The organism is Okeania sp. SIO2B9, assembly GCF_010672505.1.
GTDB lineage: Bacteria > Cyanobacteriota > Cyanobacteriia > Cyanobacteriales > Microcoleaceae > Okeania > Okeania hirsuta.
Map to the genome: position 1 here is coordinate 1 of NZ_JAAHGK010000027.1, position 16,976 is coordinate 16,976.

Here is a 16,976-nt window from a genome sequence, read left to right on the forward strand (position 1 = left end):
CCCAAGTTTTAGACTAAGGAACTTAGACTACGCTGAAACTTACTGCATAACTATGAAATTCCTGGAAATACTATCTCTTTTAGTTGAGGTATTAGTCTAAGTTGTGTTTCTGTTTGATTTTTTATAGTCGTCAATTACAACCGAAACTTCCTGATACTAAGCATTTCACAAATAATTATCAATTTTCCTAAAACTATTAGGTAAGTGCCACACAAGTTTAAATATTAGGACCTGTATTTTATGCTTTCTCAGACATTTGTAAAGACTCAAAGTCAAATAATCTTCAAACGAGAAGTTGACTATTGGAATCAATTAATTAATAGTTCCGAACACAGAAATATTCTCGAAAAGATTGCCCGCAAACGTACTTATAATACGAGCATTGCTTGGGAAGATGCTCTACAGATAGCTTACTTGAAAATTGTAGAAGCAATTCAAGCAGGAAAATTTTCTGGTGACACAATTAAGGATTTTTATCGTTGGTCAGCCAAAGTAGCAAAAAATTCGATAATTGATTACATTTACCAAGGGAAAAATCGATATTGCATTAGTTTAGACCGATATGTATCTGAGACAGATGTCCCTTTACTAGAAACACTATCTAGCCAATTAAATCTATGGGAAAATTTGGAAATAGAAGATTTAGCCATCAAAGCAGCTCAGATTGTCCAAAATCTTGACCAATGTTATCCAAAACGAAAGTACCAGGAGCTTTGGTTCGGAAGAGTTCAGGGCAAAACTCAAAGACAACTTGCTCAAGAAATTGGATTAACCCAAAGTACTATTTCTAAGCGCTGGAAAGAGCTAGAAAGTCGTTTACTTGAAGAGATGGGATTTTAACAATTAGTAGGGCGTTGTGATTATTCCTATTATTAACCAAATTTTTAGGTTAATTTGTGTTAATTTTATAAAATCTGGTTATACAGTAATCGCAAAATTACTTCATTTCTATTGAATACGAATTTTTAAATTCATGCTATTCAAACCTTTTCTTTCTCAATGCTACTAATGGTACTTAGACATTTTCTGGTAGGAAAAATGCGTCAAAGTCAGTCTAGACAAGGGAATTACGTCGATGCCTTAAAAATGGCTAGAACCCCTGCTTCCATACGGATTTATGCCTTTTTGACGTAAAATCCTCTGCCTATCTATGCTTGAGCCTATTTTATAGCTTGATTTTGTGTAAGTCCCACTAACTCCTAACTCCTGACTCCTGTGAAATCATACAATAGACATCTCCAAAAAACTTTCTATTTTCAGCCATTGCCAAATATTTCCCCATCTCCCCATCTCCCCATCTCCCCATCTCCCCATCTCCCCATCTAATTTAGTTGCACCTCTTTTCTAACATCTATTAATACTTTATTGCCTCGAATCAAATTATACTGACTCTTCCATTTACCCAGAGCAAGTGGACGCTGAGAATTATTACGTTTTCCTGCATATCCTATCCATGTTTTACTGGCAGATTTAATTTCTTTTTTATTGTCTATAACCTGCTCGCCATTAGGAGCAAATAATTGATAATGCTCTATATCTCCAGGCAAAACACCGTATATTTGTACCCAAAATATTAATGCTCCAATATCTCCAGGTAAAACTGTGTCATAAAATTTGCCTTTCCATAAATCATCCATAGTAGGCGCCTCCCCAGCAAACCCAGTCCGAATAATACCAGTTGGTTTATAACTCAACGGTTTTTGCCAAATTGGGTTACGAGGAGTATTGCAACCACTCTCAGCATTAACTCCCACAAATGGGTCTACAATTTTTCCCTGATATCTAATACTCAAATGTACATGAGGAAAAGAAGCTAAACCAGATTCTCCTACCATTCCTAATTGAGTACCTGCTTCCACAACTTTTCCTGGTTTAACGGTAACACTACTATTGCGCAGATGGCAAGACTGAGTTTCCCAACCATTACCATGATCTATTACGACTCCATTACCGCATTCAATACCATCAACTGCTTCTTTATCTGCCTGATTTTTTACCCGTTTGTCAGGTATTCCATCTCGCACTCTTAATACTTTACCTGGAGCTACTGCTTCTACAGGTACACCTCTGGCCATTGTTTTTTCATCCGGTATAGCAAAGTCTGTTCCTTTATGACCGTCGTAAGTTTGCCGACCGCAGCCAAAATCTACTGCATTTGGACTGGGGTCGCGATCGCTGTACAATAGAATAAAGCAGTCTTTGTCTAAGTTACATTTTATGGGCAAGTCAAACTTGGAGTTTGGTATTTGAGCAATAGATTTGTCAATAATAGAATTTTCAAATAGTACTGTATTGGCATTAGCATTATAGCTGGCTAATATTATGACTAATATTGTGAGGAAGGTGTAAAAATATTTTTTCAGTTTCATAAGTTTTTTTATCCTCTAAAACTTATCATCAGTCTAACAATAGACAACTTTAGAACAGAGGGAGTAGGAGGAAAGAATTAATAATTCCCTTCTGCCTTCTGTCTGCTGCCCTCTGCCTTTCCTGATAAATTATCAATTATTTCTCCCTATTGCCTGTTGCCTGTTGCCTGTTGCCTATTGCCTCTCTCCTAATTAACATCAAAAACATGATAACCCCATGCAGGTAAATCCAAATATAAGCCTCGTGAAACCAAATTATCTCCCAAACGGTCGTAACTAATATCACTCATTAAATCTTGTAGTCGATATGTTTCACCCCTGAGACTCTCAAATGGCAACTGAACATAACATTGCCCTCGATCAGAAGCATAGTTAACAATTATCAACAACAGTCGCTCATCTTTTCCTTCCCAACTGAAAGCAATAAAATTATTCCATGTAGAATTTCCTTTCCATGCAGTAACACATTCAAGTAATTGCCAATTTCCCTCATGGAAAATATCCAGAGCTAAAGAATCTAATAATTGATGGTAAAATCTCTCTATGTGTGGAACAGTAGCTTCTTCAGGAGCATAACATAAGTGCATCGAAATTTTTTTAGACCAACCTTGTAACTGACCTTGATGGAAAAAATGTAAACCAGGGGTAAAATAAGCCAAAATGGCAGCAGCTTCATGAACTCTTAGTGGAAAATCTGCATTTGCCCTGGGTTCATCGTGATTTTCCATAAACCGTGCTAACTTACTTTGAAAATCAAGACCAGCATAAAGATTTTCTCTGACTGGAACTGCCTGCTGTTGATGGAGGCGATCGTATAAGCGTTTGTCATAAGTGTAATTAAATCCTCGCTGTTGCAATTCCCACTCCAAATCCCAATATACTTCTGCCATAAAGATCAAATCTGGATGTTGCTGTTTAATTTGGGAAATTGCATTAGGCCAAAACGGTTGCACTGGAATACCCCAAGTCTGCTCAAAAATATCTGGCAATATTAGCATTGCCATATCGCAACGAACACCATCGCACAAATGAGCAATATTGAATAATTCTGCTAACATCCCCTCCTGTAATTTGGGGTTGCCGTAGTTCAGTTGCAAAGTATCAGACCAACCTGGAAAATAGGGGTCTCTTCCATGAGCAAATATTTGGCTACCTGTTGGCAATTCTATTCGTATATAGTTCTGGGGTTCTCGTTCAAGATCGGCCTGAGTTCCGTGAACATAAAAGTCAGGATTTGTTTGTACCCAAGGATGGTCGGGGGCGGTATGGTTGGGAACAAAATCAAGCATGAGTTTTAGCCCCCTTTGATGGAGGCGATCGCGCAGTCGTAACATAGCTGCATTGTCACCAAGATTTTCATGGATGTGATAACCTGTTACCGCAAAACAAGACCCGCAAATATAATCTTCTTGGAACTCATCATCAAAAAGTTCTATAGCTTCCTTTCGCACATCAGGATTTGCACGAGAGATATCTCGCGCCATTATTCCTGTTTGCCAAACTCCTAAAAAGTATACCCAGTCAAATCCCCAGTGTACTATTTGGTCTAATTCTGGATCGGGAATATCATCTAAGGTGGCGCGACGACCAAACTTTTGGGACAATCTATTGAGCCAAACACGGGTGTTTATTTGATATAGGGAAGGATTAATCATATATTTCATATTTGAGAGTTTCAAACTATCCATAACATCATAGAACAAATCCCTTACTGGCAAAGCGATCGCTTGTTTTTCATCATCTTTGTCTAGAAGGTTATTGATGCTGTATCTAATATCAACAGGACTTACGCAAATTGACTGTTAAACCACCATCTGTAGAGGCGAATTGGCTAACGCCAAGCTCCGCTAACGCCCTCCCCATAAGTAGAGTTTCAGCGTAAGTCCCGATCAATTTAGTATTGTTTTAATACAAGGTTCCCATATCAGATCTCCAGTCAACCGTTTGTCACTCACCTTAAAGGAAGGTGTAGTTAATAATAAATAATTTTCTGTAAATTCAAAGAAACGTTCTTGGTTTGTACCAACCCAATTAGGAAATAAAGAGGCTTTAACATGATGAATTACTTTTTTATCCTTAATTTCATAGCTACCACAATAGGAGATATATGTTTCCATAGCGTTAGCTTTCTCCTGTGTACTTCCTCCCAAAAAATCTGCAGAGGAAAACTTGGGACGCCTTGCAGCCATAATTACCGTTGACATATATCCATCTTCTGTATACATTAGATATCCGATTGTATCTTTACCGTATGGGTAGCTTACTTTACCATTTACATCTTTGAGTTCAAAAGATACCAGTCGCCAAGTTCCAACAAATCGGTTTTGTACCATTTTAGTTCCTGATTTTGTTTTCCAGAAATTAATATATAGTAGAGGATTAGATTGTTGACTGCTTAACTTTCTAACTTGTCTAATTTTGACAAAAGAATAAGGTCTCGCCTTGGAAAATCAATGTCTAATTCAGCAGCGCCACTTATTTATTTTTTGGTCTGCGTTCATCCAACTTCCGATATACATCTCGCAACTCAACATTATGTTGGGCAAGAGCAACTAAAGTATGGTAAAACAAATCTGCCACCTCCGAAGCGATCGCCTCTTTCTCATCATCCTTACACGCCATGACTACCTCCGCTGACTCTTCCCCAATTTTCTTGAGAATCTTATTATCTCCCCCGGCAAATAATTTACAAGTATAAGAACCCTCCTGGGGATGGTCGCGGCGATCGCAAATCACATCAAAAAGCTGAGATAAAATATCCGCAGGTGGCTTGACAACTTCTCCATCCACCTGATGAAAACAACTCCTCTCTCCCCTATGGCAGGCAATATCTCCGACCTGTTCCACTCCTAGTAACAAAGTATCGCTGTCACAGTCGTAGCGTATCCACTGAATATTCTGAAAATGACCAGAAGTTGCCCCTTTATGCCAAAACTGCTGACGAGAACGACTCCAAAACCAAGTTTGCCCTGTTTCTAGAGTTTTTTGCAATGCTCCCTGATTCATCCAGGCCATCATTAACACTGTACCATCTAAATAATCTTGAATAATAGCAGGCACAAGTCCTTGTTCATTGTAACGAACCTGCTCCACTGGAATCGATTGACTTAAAGCTACTGGTTCGGAGGTAGACATAATTTGCCAAAAAAATCTATTTGTATACTCGAAGTCTAGGATATCTTCTGAGTATTTTCTGAATATTTAATTTTAAGTTTTAATTTATTTTTTTATCGCCTATATCATACCATCAATAAATTGTCAAAAAAAGCTTCATAATTCTCCAAGATTAACTATAAATATGCCCCTAGGGCAATGATACAATTACCTAAATATACATAAGGTTTATTTTAATTTGGTGATAACATAAAATCCCCCGTAGGGATTGAAACAAACACAAATGAAGGAGATTAACTTGGTAGTTACTACACTCAACACAACTAAATCTGAAGAAATTTTTGCAGCAGCCCAAAAACTCATGCCTGGGGGAGTAAGTTCCCCAGTCAGAGCATTTAAGTCTGTTGGTGGCCAACCAATTGTATTCGATCAAGTCAAGGGAGCATATATCTGGGATGTTGATGGCAATCAATATATTGACTATGTTGGTACTTGGGGACCTGCTATCTGTGGTCATGCTCACCCAGATGTATTAAATTCCCTCAAAGAAGTTCTGGAAAAAGGCACCAGCTTTGGCGCACCCTGTGCTTTAGAAAATATCTTGGCTGAAATGGTTATTGATGCTGTACCTAGCATCGAAATGGTCCGCTTTGTCAATTCTGGTACAGAAGCTTGTATGGCCGTACTGCGTTTAATGAGAGCTTTTACAGGTAGAGACAAAGTCATAAAATTTGAAGGTTGTTATCATGGCCACGCTGATATGTTCCTCGTTAAAGCTGGTTCTGGTGTGGCAACTCTGGGTCTGCCAGACTCTCCTGGAGTCCCTAAGTCTGTTACTAGCAATACCCTAACTGCTCCCTACAACGACTTAGAAGCAGTTAAGCAACTTTTTGCCGACAACCCTGACCAAATTTCTGGTGTTATCCTCGAACCAGTAGTTGGTAACTCTGGATTTATTACCCCAGATGCAGGTTTCTTGGAAGGGTTACGGATGATTACTCAAGACAATGATGCTTTACTGGTGTTTGACGAAGTTATGACTGGCTTTCGTATTGCTTATGGTGGTGCTCAGGAAAAATTTCAGGTTACTCCAGACCTAACAACTTTAGGCAAAATTATTGGTGGTGGTTTGCCTGTAGGAGCTTATGGTGGTCGCGAGGATATTATGTCAATGGTAGCCCCAGCAGGCCCAATGTATCAAGCAGGTACTCTGTCTGGTAATCCTCTAGCTATGACTGCTGGTATTAAGACTCTGAAGTTACTAAAGGAACCAGGTACCTATGAACAGTTAGATAAAATTACTAAAAGACTTGCTGATGGCTTATTAGCGGTTGGAAAAGAAACTGGTAACCCTATTTGTGGTGGGCATATTAGTGCAATGTTTGGTATCTTTTTCAATAAAGGCCCAGTTCACGATTATGAAAATGCCAAAAAGTCTGATTTGAGTAAGTTTAGCAAGTTCCATCGTGGAATGTTGGAGCGAGGAATTTATCTAGCACCTTCTCAATTTGAAGCAGGTTTTACTTCTTTAGCTCACACAGAGGAAGATATTGACAAAACTTTAGCTGCAGCAAAAGAAGTTATGTCTAGTCTTTGACATACTTCCGACGTTGCGCTTGAGCGACAACGCGGGGTTCTTCAACCCGCAAAGGAGTTGCAGTTTATACAGACAGAGGTGATGTTCTCCCCCTGTCTCCCTCAGTATAGGATGTTCTGGCTCTCCCATACGGCGCTGAATCGAATATTACAGCGCGGGACTTCCCGCGAGGAAAGTATAGCGCTACGCGCAAGTTAGAAGTCAAAAGTCAAAATTAAAAAGTCAAAATTAAAAAGTAATCTATGACGCTAGTTTTTCCTAGGCCAATGCTTCCCTACGGGATGCTACGCAAACGCAAATAGGGTTTAGTAGTGTCCTAACCTAAATCCGTAGTGCCATAAAAGTTTTCAAATGGGTAATTGATGACTTTATAAGTTGATCATTACCCATTAGACATCTCCACCAAAAGAGGGAGTAGGCAGTAGGGGGAAAGAATTGATATATATAGTGTGATAATTGATTTGATTTTTTATTATCGGAGATGTCTATTACTGATAGATTATTTTTTGGGAGATGAAGGCTCGAATAGTTGGCATAAAAGTCATAGAAAATGAAGAGAGTTATGCTAGTAAAACATCTACAATTGGCTTGGAAAAGTCTTGTCAGAATGATACTTATTTAGGTAACGATTTTCTACAGTCTTTTAAACTACTTCTTATATTTAATATTATGTCCGGATAATTAGTGACAAAAAAAACTTTCTCCTTTTCCTCCTCTGTTTTCTTACTTTTTCCTTCTTTCTTCCCTCCTGACTCCTGACTCCTGACTCCTGACTCCTCCGTCATTTATTTATAACTATTCAACCGGACATGATATAACAAATGCTTCATAGAATTTGGCAATGGCTAAAAAATTTATGGACAAAACTTTTGGGGTTATTTTCTCAGTCTCATCTAGATGTATCTGAGAACACTCAACCAACTTCTGAGTCTTTGCCCCCACTGACAGATACAGATTACGATTTTTTGTTTGGTCAACTATTGGAGGGTGTTGCCCAGGGTTGGCAGTCTGAGCGCGTGCAGAAATTTTTTGATGAATTAGGAGAAAGGGGCAAACCTGAACTTTGGCAGGAATGGTTGCAACGGTTTGGAGAAAGGTTATTAGTCTCCCCTAAACCTAATGATGAGTTAGCTCAGAGAATGTTAGGGTTTGCTGAATTGACGCGATCGCTACCTTCTCTACAATCTTTGGGAGCAATGGGTCACAACATTGGTACTCAACTTTTAAGTAGGGATGATAGTGGGGCGATCTGGGAATATGATGGACTTGATGTTGGTGTTTCTCCACCTCTACAAACATTTGTGAGTGAAGAAAAAGATGATGATGCCATGTCAGAATTAGTAGTTAAACTTCAGGAAAACCCTAATTTATTAGCAACAGTTGCCCAACAGTTAGGGGTACAAACGAGTGACCCTAGAGTAGTTATTCAGGCAATGGTTAGTCAGCTTGGGGTAGGAGTGGAAAATCAAGCACAGTCTGCTGAGAGTAATGCTGAAATATGGGCGAAGTTGGGTTTAGAGCAAGCTAAAGCAGGAGATTTACTTGGAGCAGTTGATAGTTGGGAAAGCGCTCTGACTCTAAAGCCAGATTACCATCAAGTTTGGTACAATCGTGGGAAAGCTTTAGTACAACTAGAAAGGTGGGAAGAAGCGATCGCTAGCCATGATAAAGCAATAGAAATTAAGTCTGATGATTATTTGGCTTGGAATAACCGTGCTGAAGCACTGGGAAAGTTAGGAAGGTGGCAAGAGGCGATCGCTAGTTGTGACAAGGCTCTAAAAATTAAGGTAGATTATTATTTGGCTTGGTATAATAAAGCTAGTTTTCTAGTTAACTTAGGAAGTTTAACAGAAGCTATTGGTTGTTATAACAAGGCTTTAGAAATTAAACCTAATTTTGACAATGGTTGGTATGAGCGGGGGAATGTTTTGAGAGATTTAGGTTTAATGGAAGAAGCTAATAAAAGTTGGGAGCGCGCTAGGGAAATAAAGTCTAATTGACTACTTTAGAGACTAAAGTCATAGAAATTCTGAGCTAATAGACATCTGGTAAAAATCAAAAATCAAATCAATTATCGTACAGAAATTATCAATTATATCAAATCCGTTTAATTCGGTATAAAAAAATGTTCCATCTTCAACCATTACCAAATATTTCCCCATCTCCCCATCTCCCCATCTCCCCATCTCCCCATCTAATTACACCGATGCTACCGGATTTGATATTATTTCCCCCTCCATACCTATTCCCTATTCCCTCTTTTCTGGAGATGTCTAATAGACATCTGGTGAAAAAGATATAGACTTTTTGCGCATAGTAGGCAACAGGCAACAGGGAAGATATTTTTAGGAAAAAGGTACGAAAAATGATTTAGGGAAGTGAATTTTACAACTCTAGCTTATATTAAACAAAGGGCAAGTTTATTTTCTGGAGATATCTAATAGTCTTAAATAGGATAAATCTTTATTTTTTTATTTCTTTTAAAATAGTTAGGGAAAAGATAACTAGATAGAAATATGACTATGACACAACTGCTAGGTCCAAAAGCTCCAGCTTTGATTCAACTCCTCCAGTGGGTAGCCAAACCCTTGACATTTATGGAAAAATGTGCAGAGGAATATGGAGACGCATTTCAAGTAAAATTGAATTATCCAATGGTATTTATCAGTCATCCGAAGGCCATTGAAGAGATTCTCAAGACTAATCCCAAACAGTTTGATTCTGGTATGGGAAATTTGTTTTTGCTACCACTATTGGGAGATAGCTCCCTAGCTTTGCTTGATGGTACTCTCCACCAACGTCAACGTCAACTATTAATGCCACCCTTTCATGGGGAACGAATGCAAGCTTATGGTGAGTTAATTTGCGCGATCGCTGAAAAAGTAGCTAGTAAGTGGGTAGTAGGGCAGCCATTTTCTATGAGAGAATCAACTCAAGAGATATCTTTAAAGGTGATATTACAGGCGGTCTTCGGTTTAGAGGAAGGACAGAGGTATGATAAATTAGAGCAACTTTTGACTTTAGCTCTAGAATCACTAGCTTCTCCCTCGAAAGCAAGTATGCTATTTTTCAAGTTTCTCCAAGTTGATTTGGGTAAATGGAGTCCGTGGGGTAAATTTCTCAGACAACGGCAAGAAGTTGATGAGTTACTATATGCAGAAATTGCAGCACGTCGTCAACAACTAGACTCTGAACGCTCTGATATCCTAACAATGTTGCTATTAGCTAGGGATGAAGCAGGGGAACCTATGAGCGATCGTGAATTGCGGGATGAGTTAATGACACTACTATTTGCCGGACATGAAACTACTGCCACAGCATTAGCATGGGCGTTTTACTGGATTCACCTCCAACCAGAAATTTATAATAAGCTATTGTCAGAATTGGAAGACCTTGGAGATAACCCAGATCCAATGGCAGTTATCAAGCTCCCTTATCTGAATGCAGTTTGCTCTGAAACCCTGCGTATCTACCCAGTAGCAATAATTGCATTTTCACGAATAGCTAAATCACCAATCACAATTATGGGTCAAACATATCCAGAGGGTACTGCTCTATCTCCCTGTATTTATTTAACTCATCACCGGGAAGATTTGTATCCCGAACCGGAAAAATTTAAACCAGAACGATTTTTGGAAAGGCAATATTCTGCTTATGAATTTTTGCCTTTTGGCGGTAGTAGTCGTCGTTGTATTGGAGCAGCATTTGCTATGTTTGAAATGAAACTGGTATTAGCAACTATTCTCAAACGTTATAGTTTGGTTTTGGCGGAGAAAAAAACAGTCAAAGCAGTACGTCGCGGTGTAACTTTAGCTCCTGCTGGTGGAGTAAAAATGGTAATGACTGGGAAGTGTATGTCACAAACACAACAATCTCCCTCGGTTGCGGCTGTTTGAAGAAGGCAGAAGGCAGAAGGCAGAAGGCAGAAGGCAGAAGGCAGAAGGAAAAATTGCTTATGGATAGTCTCCAGCACGCCACTTTGCCTCCTATCACCCGAACCAATTTTAAGCAACATTCATGGGCGTTGCATAAAATGCGGGATGATTTTAATAGTTTTGTGGAATGGGCATCTTGCCCGTTCCTGATATTTTCCCCTACAGGATTTCAGTTGTGACGATGTGGTTCATGCATTTGAAAAGCACTGTACAGTAAAATTGACAAATTGAATCCACACCTACAAAAATTGGTAGTCCTGCTCCCGTAATGGTAGGTTGAGATCGGGAAAACTTAGAACGGGAGCAAGATTCTCTCACTGTCTATGCCATGACCAAAATAATTAGAACGGGAGCAAGATTCTCTCACTGTCTATACCGTGACCAAAATAATTAGGGTTTGCTGAATAAATATCAAAGCATTGACAGATAAAGGTTTTAGTATTTTTTTGTCTAAAAAAGTACCAGCTTTTCAGCTCAAAAAGCTCATGCATGCTAGTATTTTGGGACGATTATGGCAGAAAAATCACTCTTACAATTTTTCCGACTACCTCCTAATTAATTCCTATTTCTCCTGTCTCCTGTCTCCTGTCTCCTGTCTCCTACCCCTACTAAAAGACTAGTGAAGCGCAAACCCTAATTAGAACGGGAGCAAGATGCTCCCACTAGCTATACCATTACAATGCACAACTACCCAAAAACTATTGCTGCACAACTAACACCGAACATTTCGCCCGGTGAATTACATAACTGCTCACACTACCTATAACCATTTCGCTGAAAACAGAATGTCCTCTGCGTCCCATAACTATTAGTTCAGCACCCCATTCCTGAGCTACCTTACAGATCTGCTTTCCAGGTACACCCTCAGTTTGAATAAATTCTGTGTTTATCCCTGCTGTTGTAGCTTCGTTAGCTCGTGACTGCAACATTTCTAGACATTTTTGGTCAAAATCTTTCCATTTTTGTTGATATTCCGCAATCAATTCTTTGTTAAATTCCCGGGAAATAGCTCCAAATTTAACGGGTATTTCTCCTTCTTCGGGAGATAAAACGTGCATTAGTTTTAAGTAGGAATTATTGAGTTTTGCTAAATTGAGAGCAGTGGCAAATACGCGATCGCTTGCTGCTGATGTGTCCATTGTTGCTAGAATTTTTTGATACATAATCTTTATGATGAAAATTTAATTATTTTGTCTGATATAGGAGAAGGAAGAAAAAAGAAGGAAAAAGCTTGCTTTGTCTGAGTTATGAGCTTTTGATATGTCCTAACCTTTCCTTAGACTGCTATAGTAATTATTGTATCTGAATTATCAGAAAAAGAATATATATTTTAATGTTGATTTCACTATAGTCAATCTCAGACTAATTATTCCTAGTGAAAATGGAAATTATGATTTTGAGTAGCTTTCTTGATAGAGTTAGCTCTTACCAGAATATCCATAAGCAATTATTAATATAGCCTTTTTATCTGGGAGGTGGAAAACAAGTGGTATGAAAAAGATATGGAGGTATGGAGAGAATAGTAAAGGGGGAAAGCAGCATTAAATAGTGGCAAACACAAAGGGATAAAGTAATTGATTGCCGTGCTTTTTTTCTGAGAAAAAACCTCAATTTAGATTGACATCTAAAATAAAAACACTATAGATATAAATGAATACTAATGAATAATTGCTCATTACTAATAGATATCTCCAATAATAAAAAATAAAATCAATTATTGCAGTCTTATTCATCAATTCTTTCCCCGGTAGTCCTGCATAGTAATAGTGAAGATACATATTTTTTAATTTCTGACCACACTCCGCACACTCCGCACACTCTGCACACTCTCTCATTACTATGCACCACCACCCTTTCCCTCTACTCCCTACGGACGTTGCATGCAACGTCCCTACTTTTGGAGGAGATGCCTAATAGACATCTGGTAAAAATCAAAAATCAAATCAATTATTATCCATAAATTATCAATTATTCCCCTCCTGGGAGGGGTTAGGGGTGGGTTCCCTGTTCCCTGTTCCCTGTTCCCTGTTCCCTACTTTTGGAGGAGATGCCTAATAAAAAAAGCTAATCCTGTACAATATGAACAGAACAATGAGCACGATGAATAACATAATTACTGACACTACCCAATAGCAGTTCACTAAAAACGGAATGCCCACGGCGTCCCATAACGATTAAATCAGCATTACACTTTTGAGCTAATTTACATATTTCCCGACCAGGGTTGCCTCTGATTTGGGTAAATTCTGTATTGAACCCAAGTTCTTTTGCTTTATCTGCTTTTGATTTCAACATTTGTAAACATTGTTTCTCAAATTTTTCCCAAAGTTGATGATACTCTTTCATCATCTCTGGGTTAGTGCCAATGTCAGTACCAATCATTGGCCAATAATTTATCGGACTTTCTTCTGCCTCCTCCGAGAGAATATGAACCAACATCAGACTAGGGTTACTGATTTTTGCTAACTTTAGGGCTATATCAAACACGCGATCGCCCATAGCAGATGTATCGATGGCAACTAAAATTTTTTCATACATAATTAATACTTCCAATGGTTTTGTTAAATATCTATTTACATTGTATAAAATTACCAAGGTTATCTAATAGTTAAATAAGTCAAGAATTATGAATCTTAATATATTACCAGGTAATAGTTTTCCCATTGGCGCAACACTCTTAAAAGACCCCAAAGGAGTAAATTTTTCCATTTACTCTAAAAATGCTACAGCAATAGAATTATTACTATTTGATGAACCTGACGCAGCTCAACCAGAGCAAGTAATTTTACTCGACCCTAAACAACATAAAACCCATCATTACTGGCACATATTTATTTATGGTCTTAAGGCAGGACAAATATATGCTTACCGAGTTTATGGACCACTTGAGCCAGAAAAAGGTCATCGATTTGATGGTACAAAGGTATTACTAGACCCTTACGCTAGGGTAGTAGTGGGACAAGAAAAATATAGTCGTGAAGCTGCTACTGGTTATGGTGATAATTGTGCCTATGCTCTCAAAGGGGTAGTAGTTGACCCAACTACTTATGACTGGGAAGACGATATACCTCTAAACATACCTTACGCTCATACAGTTATCTATGAAATGCACGTTGGTGGATTTACTCGTAATCCTAATTCTGGCGTTTCCCCAGAAAAGCGGGGTACTTTTGCCGGACTAATTGAAAAAATTCCCTACCTGAAAGAATTGGGAATTACTGCTGTAGAATTATTACCCGTACAACAATTTGATGAACAAGATGTGCGCGAACCTCTAATCAATTATTGGGGTTATAGCCCGATCGCATTTTTTACTCCTCACCACAATTATAGTTCTCGCAAAGATATTTTCGGACCGATGGATGAATTCCGAGATATGGTAAAAGCTTTGCACAAAGCTGGAATAGAAGTAATTTTGGATGTGGTTTTTAATCATACTGCAGAGGGTAATGAAAACGGACCGACAGTTTCTTTTCGGGGACTGGAAAATTCTACTTATTACATTCTGGAGACAGACGACTCCACTTATTACAGTAACTATAGTGGTTGTGGCAATACTTTCAATACAAATAATCCTTTTGTACATCGCTTAATTGTTGACTGTCTTTGTTACTGGGTTAGAGAAATGCACGTTGATGGGTTCCGGTTTGATTTGGCATCTGTTATGTCTCGGAGTATGACTGGCGATCCGTTGGAAGATCCACCTGTGTTATGGGCAATTGAATCCGATCCTGTTCTGGCAGGGGCAAAAATTATTGCAGAAGCTTGGGATGCTGCGGGATTATATCAAGTTGGTTCATTTATTGGCGATCGCTTTGCTGAATGGAACGGACATTATCGTGATGATGTTCGTCAGTTTGTCAAAAGTGACCCCAAGATAGTTGATAAGTTAGCGGCTAGAATTATGGGTAGTCCTGATATTTATCCTCAACCAGACCGCGAACCCAATCATAGTATTAATTTTATTACTTGCCATGATGGTTTTACTATGAATGATTTAGTTTCTTATAATGAAAAACATAATGAAGCTAATTGTGAAGATAATCGCGATGGTGCTAATGATAATTATAGCTGGAATTGTGGGGTTGAAGGATTAACTAATAAGCAGGAAATTGAAAGATTACGACTGCGACAAATTAAGAATTTGTTCGCCATATTATTTTTCTCCCAAGGCACGCCAATGATTTTAATGGGAGATGAAGTAAGGCGAACTCAACTTGGTAATAATAATGGTTATTGTCAGAATAATGAACTAAGTTGGTTTGATTGGGAGCAAATTGACAAACAAAGGGATTTACTGCGATTTGTTAAAGGGATTATTCATTTTACCCAAGAGTTAGAAATGATGCGGGTAGATAAGGTTTTAGCTACAGTTGGTTCGGGTTCTCCAGAATCATCTTTACCTAGAGAGAAAAAGGAAGTTGACTCGAATAAAGTACCTAATATTAGTTGGCATGGAGTACGTTTAGGTAAACCTGATTGGCATCTAGATTCTCGGACTTTAGCTTTTAGTTTGAAGCATCCAAAAAGTGGTGAATATTTTCATATTATTTTGAATGCTTATTGGAAACCTTTAATGTTTGAGTTACCACGTTTAAAAAAAGGGGAAAGTTGGTATTTAATTATTAATACTGCTTTTCCTTCTCCTAAAGATTTTAATGATTTAGATACAGCTACAAAAGTTATTGGTGTTAGGTATCGGGTCGAGCCGCGGTCTGCTATTGTTTTAATGGCAAAACTCAATTAATATGGAGACTTTACCTCAGCAATTATCAAGAAATGACTGAAAAGCTTCAATTCTCTCCATTGCCTAATCTAATTTATGGATGTATCTTAATTATAGGATTAATTGTATAGTCTTAGTGGTAAACATAGTTAATTTTTTCATTTCCTAATGAACATAGGCATTTTATACACTGGGGGAACTATTGGTTCTGTGCAGGGAATTGATGGACTGTATCCGCTAGATACCTCTGGTTTCCAACAGGCTTTTGATGAGAATATTTTGCCGATTCTTAAAAGTCAATATCAAGATTGAATGAAGAAGTAGAATCTTTTGAAGATTTAAACGGCACAAGCTCAAAATTATTTATTGAAACTAAATTTTGCTACCCCAGGGGAGAAAGTTTTGATGGTGGGTGGTATTCCTACCAAGCATACACGAGGTACAAATTTCTTAAAGATTCAGACAATAAGTTAAATCGGCGTTGCTGAATAAATGTATGATTTCACAGGAGTCAGGAGTCAGGAGTCAGGAGTTAGAAGTTATATCATGTCCGGTAGCATTGGTGTGATTTGGACCCACCCCTAACCCCTCCCAGGAGGGGAATGTGGGGAGATAGAGAAATATTTGGCAATGGCGCTCAGAGTAACTATTTTTACTCCTGATATCATGTCTGTTTAATTACAGCGGTTTTCATTTCGGTAGACCACAGTAGAGACGTTCCATGGAACATCCCTACAAGGCGCGTGATTATGACGATGTGGTTCATCAATATGAAAAGCGTTGTAGGACTTGCCGATCAACTATAAAAGCATTGACATATAAAGGTTTCAGTCTTATTTGGTTGAAAAAAAGTACCAGCTTTTCGGTCAAGAAAGCTTATGGGTATTAGCATTTTGTGCAGACAAGCACAGAAAAATTAAGGGACAATTCTTCCAACTACATCCTGTGTAATTCGCATTTCTCCTGACTCCTGACTCCTGACTCCTAATATTATTCAACCAGCCGTTGAAACAGGCTGGCTAATTTCCTCCTGTCCGTTTTTAAACTTATCCAAACAGTTGTGTTTGTCCTTGAATTTCCTCAGGTCCCCGATGAATTGTTCGACTACCTTTAGGAATATAAATCCAGCCAAACTCTTGCAGACGGTAAGTTAAATTAGAAATGCTGACGCCTAACTCATCTTTGATTTTATAAAGATTTGACCACTTAGTTAAATCTTTGCCTTGTCTTTTTTC

The 16,976-nt window shown here is 38.4% G+C and carries 17 protein-coding genes; 8 read left to right on the plus strand and 9 right to left on the minus strand.

Annotated elements, in window-relative coordinates:
- The first annotated feature begins 240 nt into the window (after positions 1-240).
- Entirely contained in the window at positions 241-840 is a 600-nt protein-coding gene (locus tag F6K13_RS02275; RefSeq protein ID WP_287242035.1) for a sigma-70 family RNA polymerase sigma factor, read from the plus strand.
- Positions 841-1,322: 482 nt separating this feature from the next.
- On the opposite strand, the gene F6K13_RS02280 is transcribed toward F6K13_RS02275, so the two are convergent.
- From F6K13_RS02280 to hisIE, 4 genes are all read right to left on the minus strand, one after another.
- Positions 1,323-2,369: a M23 family metallopeptidase gene (locus F6K13_RS02280; RefSeq protein WP_124155071.1), complete on the minus strand. Its 1,047-nt coding sequence runs from the start codon at positions 2,367-2,369 to the stop codon at positions 1,323-1,325.
- Between the two features lie 188 nt (positions 2,370-2,557).
- Complete coding sequence (locus tag F6K13_RS02285; RefSeq protein ID WP_287286752.1) at positions 2,558-4,087, minus strand: alpha-amylase family glycosyl hydrolase; 1,530 nt, start codon at positions 4,085-4,087, stop codon at positions 2,558-2,560.
- Between the two features lie 171 nt (positions 4,088-4,258).
- Positions 4,259-4,702: a lipocalin-like domain-containing protein gene (locus F6K13_RS02290; protein ID WP_124147270.1), complete on the minus strand. Its 444-nt coding sequence runs from the start codon at positions 4,700-4,702 to the stop codon at positions 4,259-4,261.
- Positions 4,703-4,844: 142 nt separating this feature from the next.
- Positions 4,845-5,504, minus strand: a complete 660-nt coding sequence (gene hisIE, locus F6K13_RS02295; RefSeq protein ID WP_124155072.1) for a bifunctional phosphoribosyl-AMP cyclohydrolase/phosphoribosyl-ATP diphosphatase HisIE — start codon at positions 5,502-5,504, stop codon at positions 4,845-4,847.
- Positions 5,505-5,781: 277 nt separating this feature from the next.
- On the opposite strand from hisIE, the gene hemL reads away from it, so the two are divergent.
- The gene (gene hemL, locus F6K13_RS02300) at positions 5,782-7,080 is read left to right on the plus strand and encodes a glutamate-1-semialdehyde 2,1-aminomutase (RefSeq protein WP_124147268.1); all 1,299 of its coding nucleotides are present in this window, start codon (positions 5,782-5,784) and stop codon (positions 7,078-7,080) included.
- A 614-nt stretch (positions 7,081-7,694) separates the two neighbouring features.
- Here hemL and F6K13_RS02305 read toward each other — a convergent pair.
- Complete coding sequence (locus F6K13_RS02305) at positions 7,695-7,865, minus strand: hypothetical protein (RefSeq protein ID WP_161565019.1); 171 nt, start codon at positions 7,863-7,865, stop codon at positions 7,695-7,697.
- A 36-nt stretch (positions 7,866-7,901) separates the two neighbouring features.
- On the opposite strand from F6K13_RS02305, the gene F6K13_RS02310 reads away from it, so the two are divergent.
- Complete coding sequence (locus F6K13_RS02310; protein WP_287242027.1) at positions 7,902-9,080, plus strand: tetratricopeptide repeat protein; 1,179 nt, start codon at positions 7,902-7,904, stop codon at positions 9,078-9,080.
- 136 nt (positions 9,081-9,216) lie between these two features.
- Here F6K13_RS02310 and F6K13_RS02315 read toward each other — a convergent pair whose 3' ends face one another.
- Positions 9,217-9,411: a hypothetical protein gene (locus tag F6K13_RS02315; RefSeq protein ID WP_124147266.1), complete on the minus strand. Its 195-nt coding sequence runs from the start codon at positions 9,409-9,411 to the stop codon at positions 9,217-9,219.
- A gap of 191 nt (positions 9,412-9,602) precedes the next feature.
- Here F6K13_RS02315 and F6K13_RS02320 point away from each other — a divergent pair, with 191 nt between their 5' ends.
- Together F6K13_RS02320 and F6K13_RS02325 are read left to right on the plus strand one after the other, a co-directional pair.
- Positions 9,603-10,976 (plus strand): cytochrome P450, encoded by a 1,374-nt coding sequence (locus tag F6K13_RS02320; RefSeq protein WP_124147274.1) that lies wholly within the window; start codon positions 9,603-9,605, stop codon positions 10,974-10,976.
- Entirely contained in the window at positions 10,973-11,194 is a 222-nt protein-coding gene (locus F6K13_RS02325) for a hypothetical protein (protein ID WP_124147265.1), read from the plus strand. Before F6K13_RS02320 ends, F6K13_RS02325 begins: the two co-directional genes overlap by 4 nt.
- Before the next feature lie 519 nt (positions 11,195-11,713).
- Here F6K13_RS02325 and F6K13_RS02330 read toward each other — a convergent pair.
- On the minus strand, positions 11,714-12,178 hold the full coding sequence (locus F6K13_RS02330; RefSeq protein WP_124147264.1) for a universal stress protein: 465 nt from the start codon (positions 12,176-12,178) through the stop codon (positions 11,714-11,716).
- A 901-nt stretch (positions 12,179-13,079) separates the two neighbouring features.
- Entirely contained in the window at positions 13,080-13,553 is a 474-nt protein-coding gene (locus tag F6K13_RS02335) for a universal stress protein (protein WP_124147273.1), read from the minus strand.
- Between the two features lie 88 nt (positions 13,554-13,641).
- Here F6K13_RS02335 and glgX point away from each other — a divergent pair, with 88 nt between their 5' ends.
- From glgX to F6K13_RS02350, 3 genes are all read left to right on the plus strand, one after another.
- Complete coding sequence (gene glgX / locus F6K13_RS02340; RefSeq protein ID WP_124147263.1) at positions 13,642-15,762, plus strand: glycogen debranching protein GlgX; 2,121 nt, start codon at positions 13,642-13,644, stop codon at positions 15,760-15,762.
- 147 nt (positions 15,763-15,909) lie between these two features.
- Positions 15,910-16,053 carry a hypothetical protein gene (locus tag F6K13_RS02345; RefSeq protein ID WP_161564710.1) on the plus strand — a complete coding sequence of 48 codons (144 nt, stop codon included), beginning with the start codon at positions 15,910-15,912 and terminating at the stop codon, positions 16,051-16,053.
- On the plus strand, positions 16,050-16,229 hold the full coding sequence (locus tag F6K13_RS02350; RefSeq protein ID WP_124155502.1) for a hypothetical protein: 180 nt from the start codon (positions 16,050-16,052) through the stop codon (positions 16,227-16,229). The genes F6K13_RS02345 and F6K13_RS02350 overlap by 4 nt, the downstream gene beginning before the upstream one ends.
- Positions 16,230-16,787: 558 nt before the next feature.
- Here F6K13_RS02350 and F6K13_RS02355 read toward each other — a convergent pair.
- Positions 16,788-16,976 (minus strand): ImmA/IrrE family metallo-endopeptidase (locus F6K13_RS02355; RefSeq protein WP_375340650.1); only part of this gene is annotated, 189 nt, incomplete at its 5' end.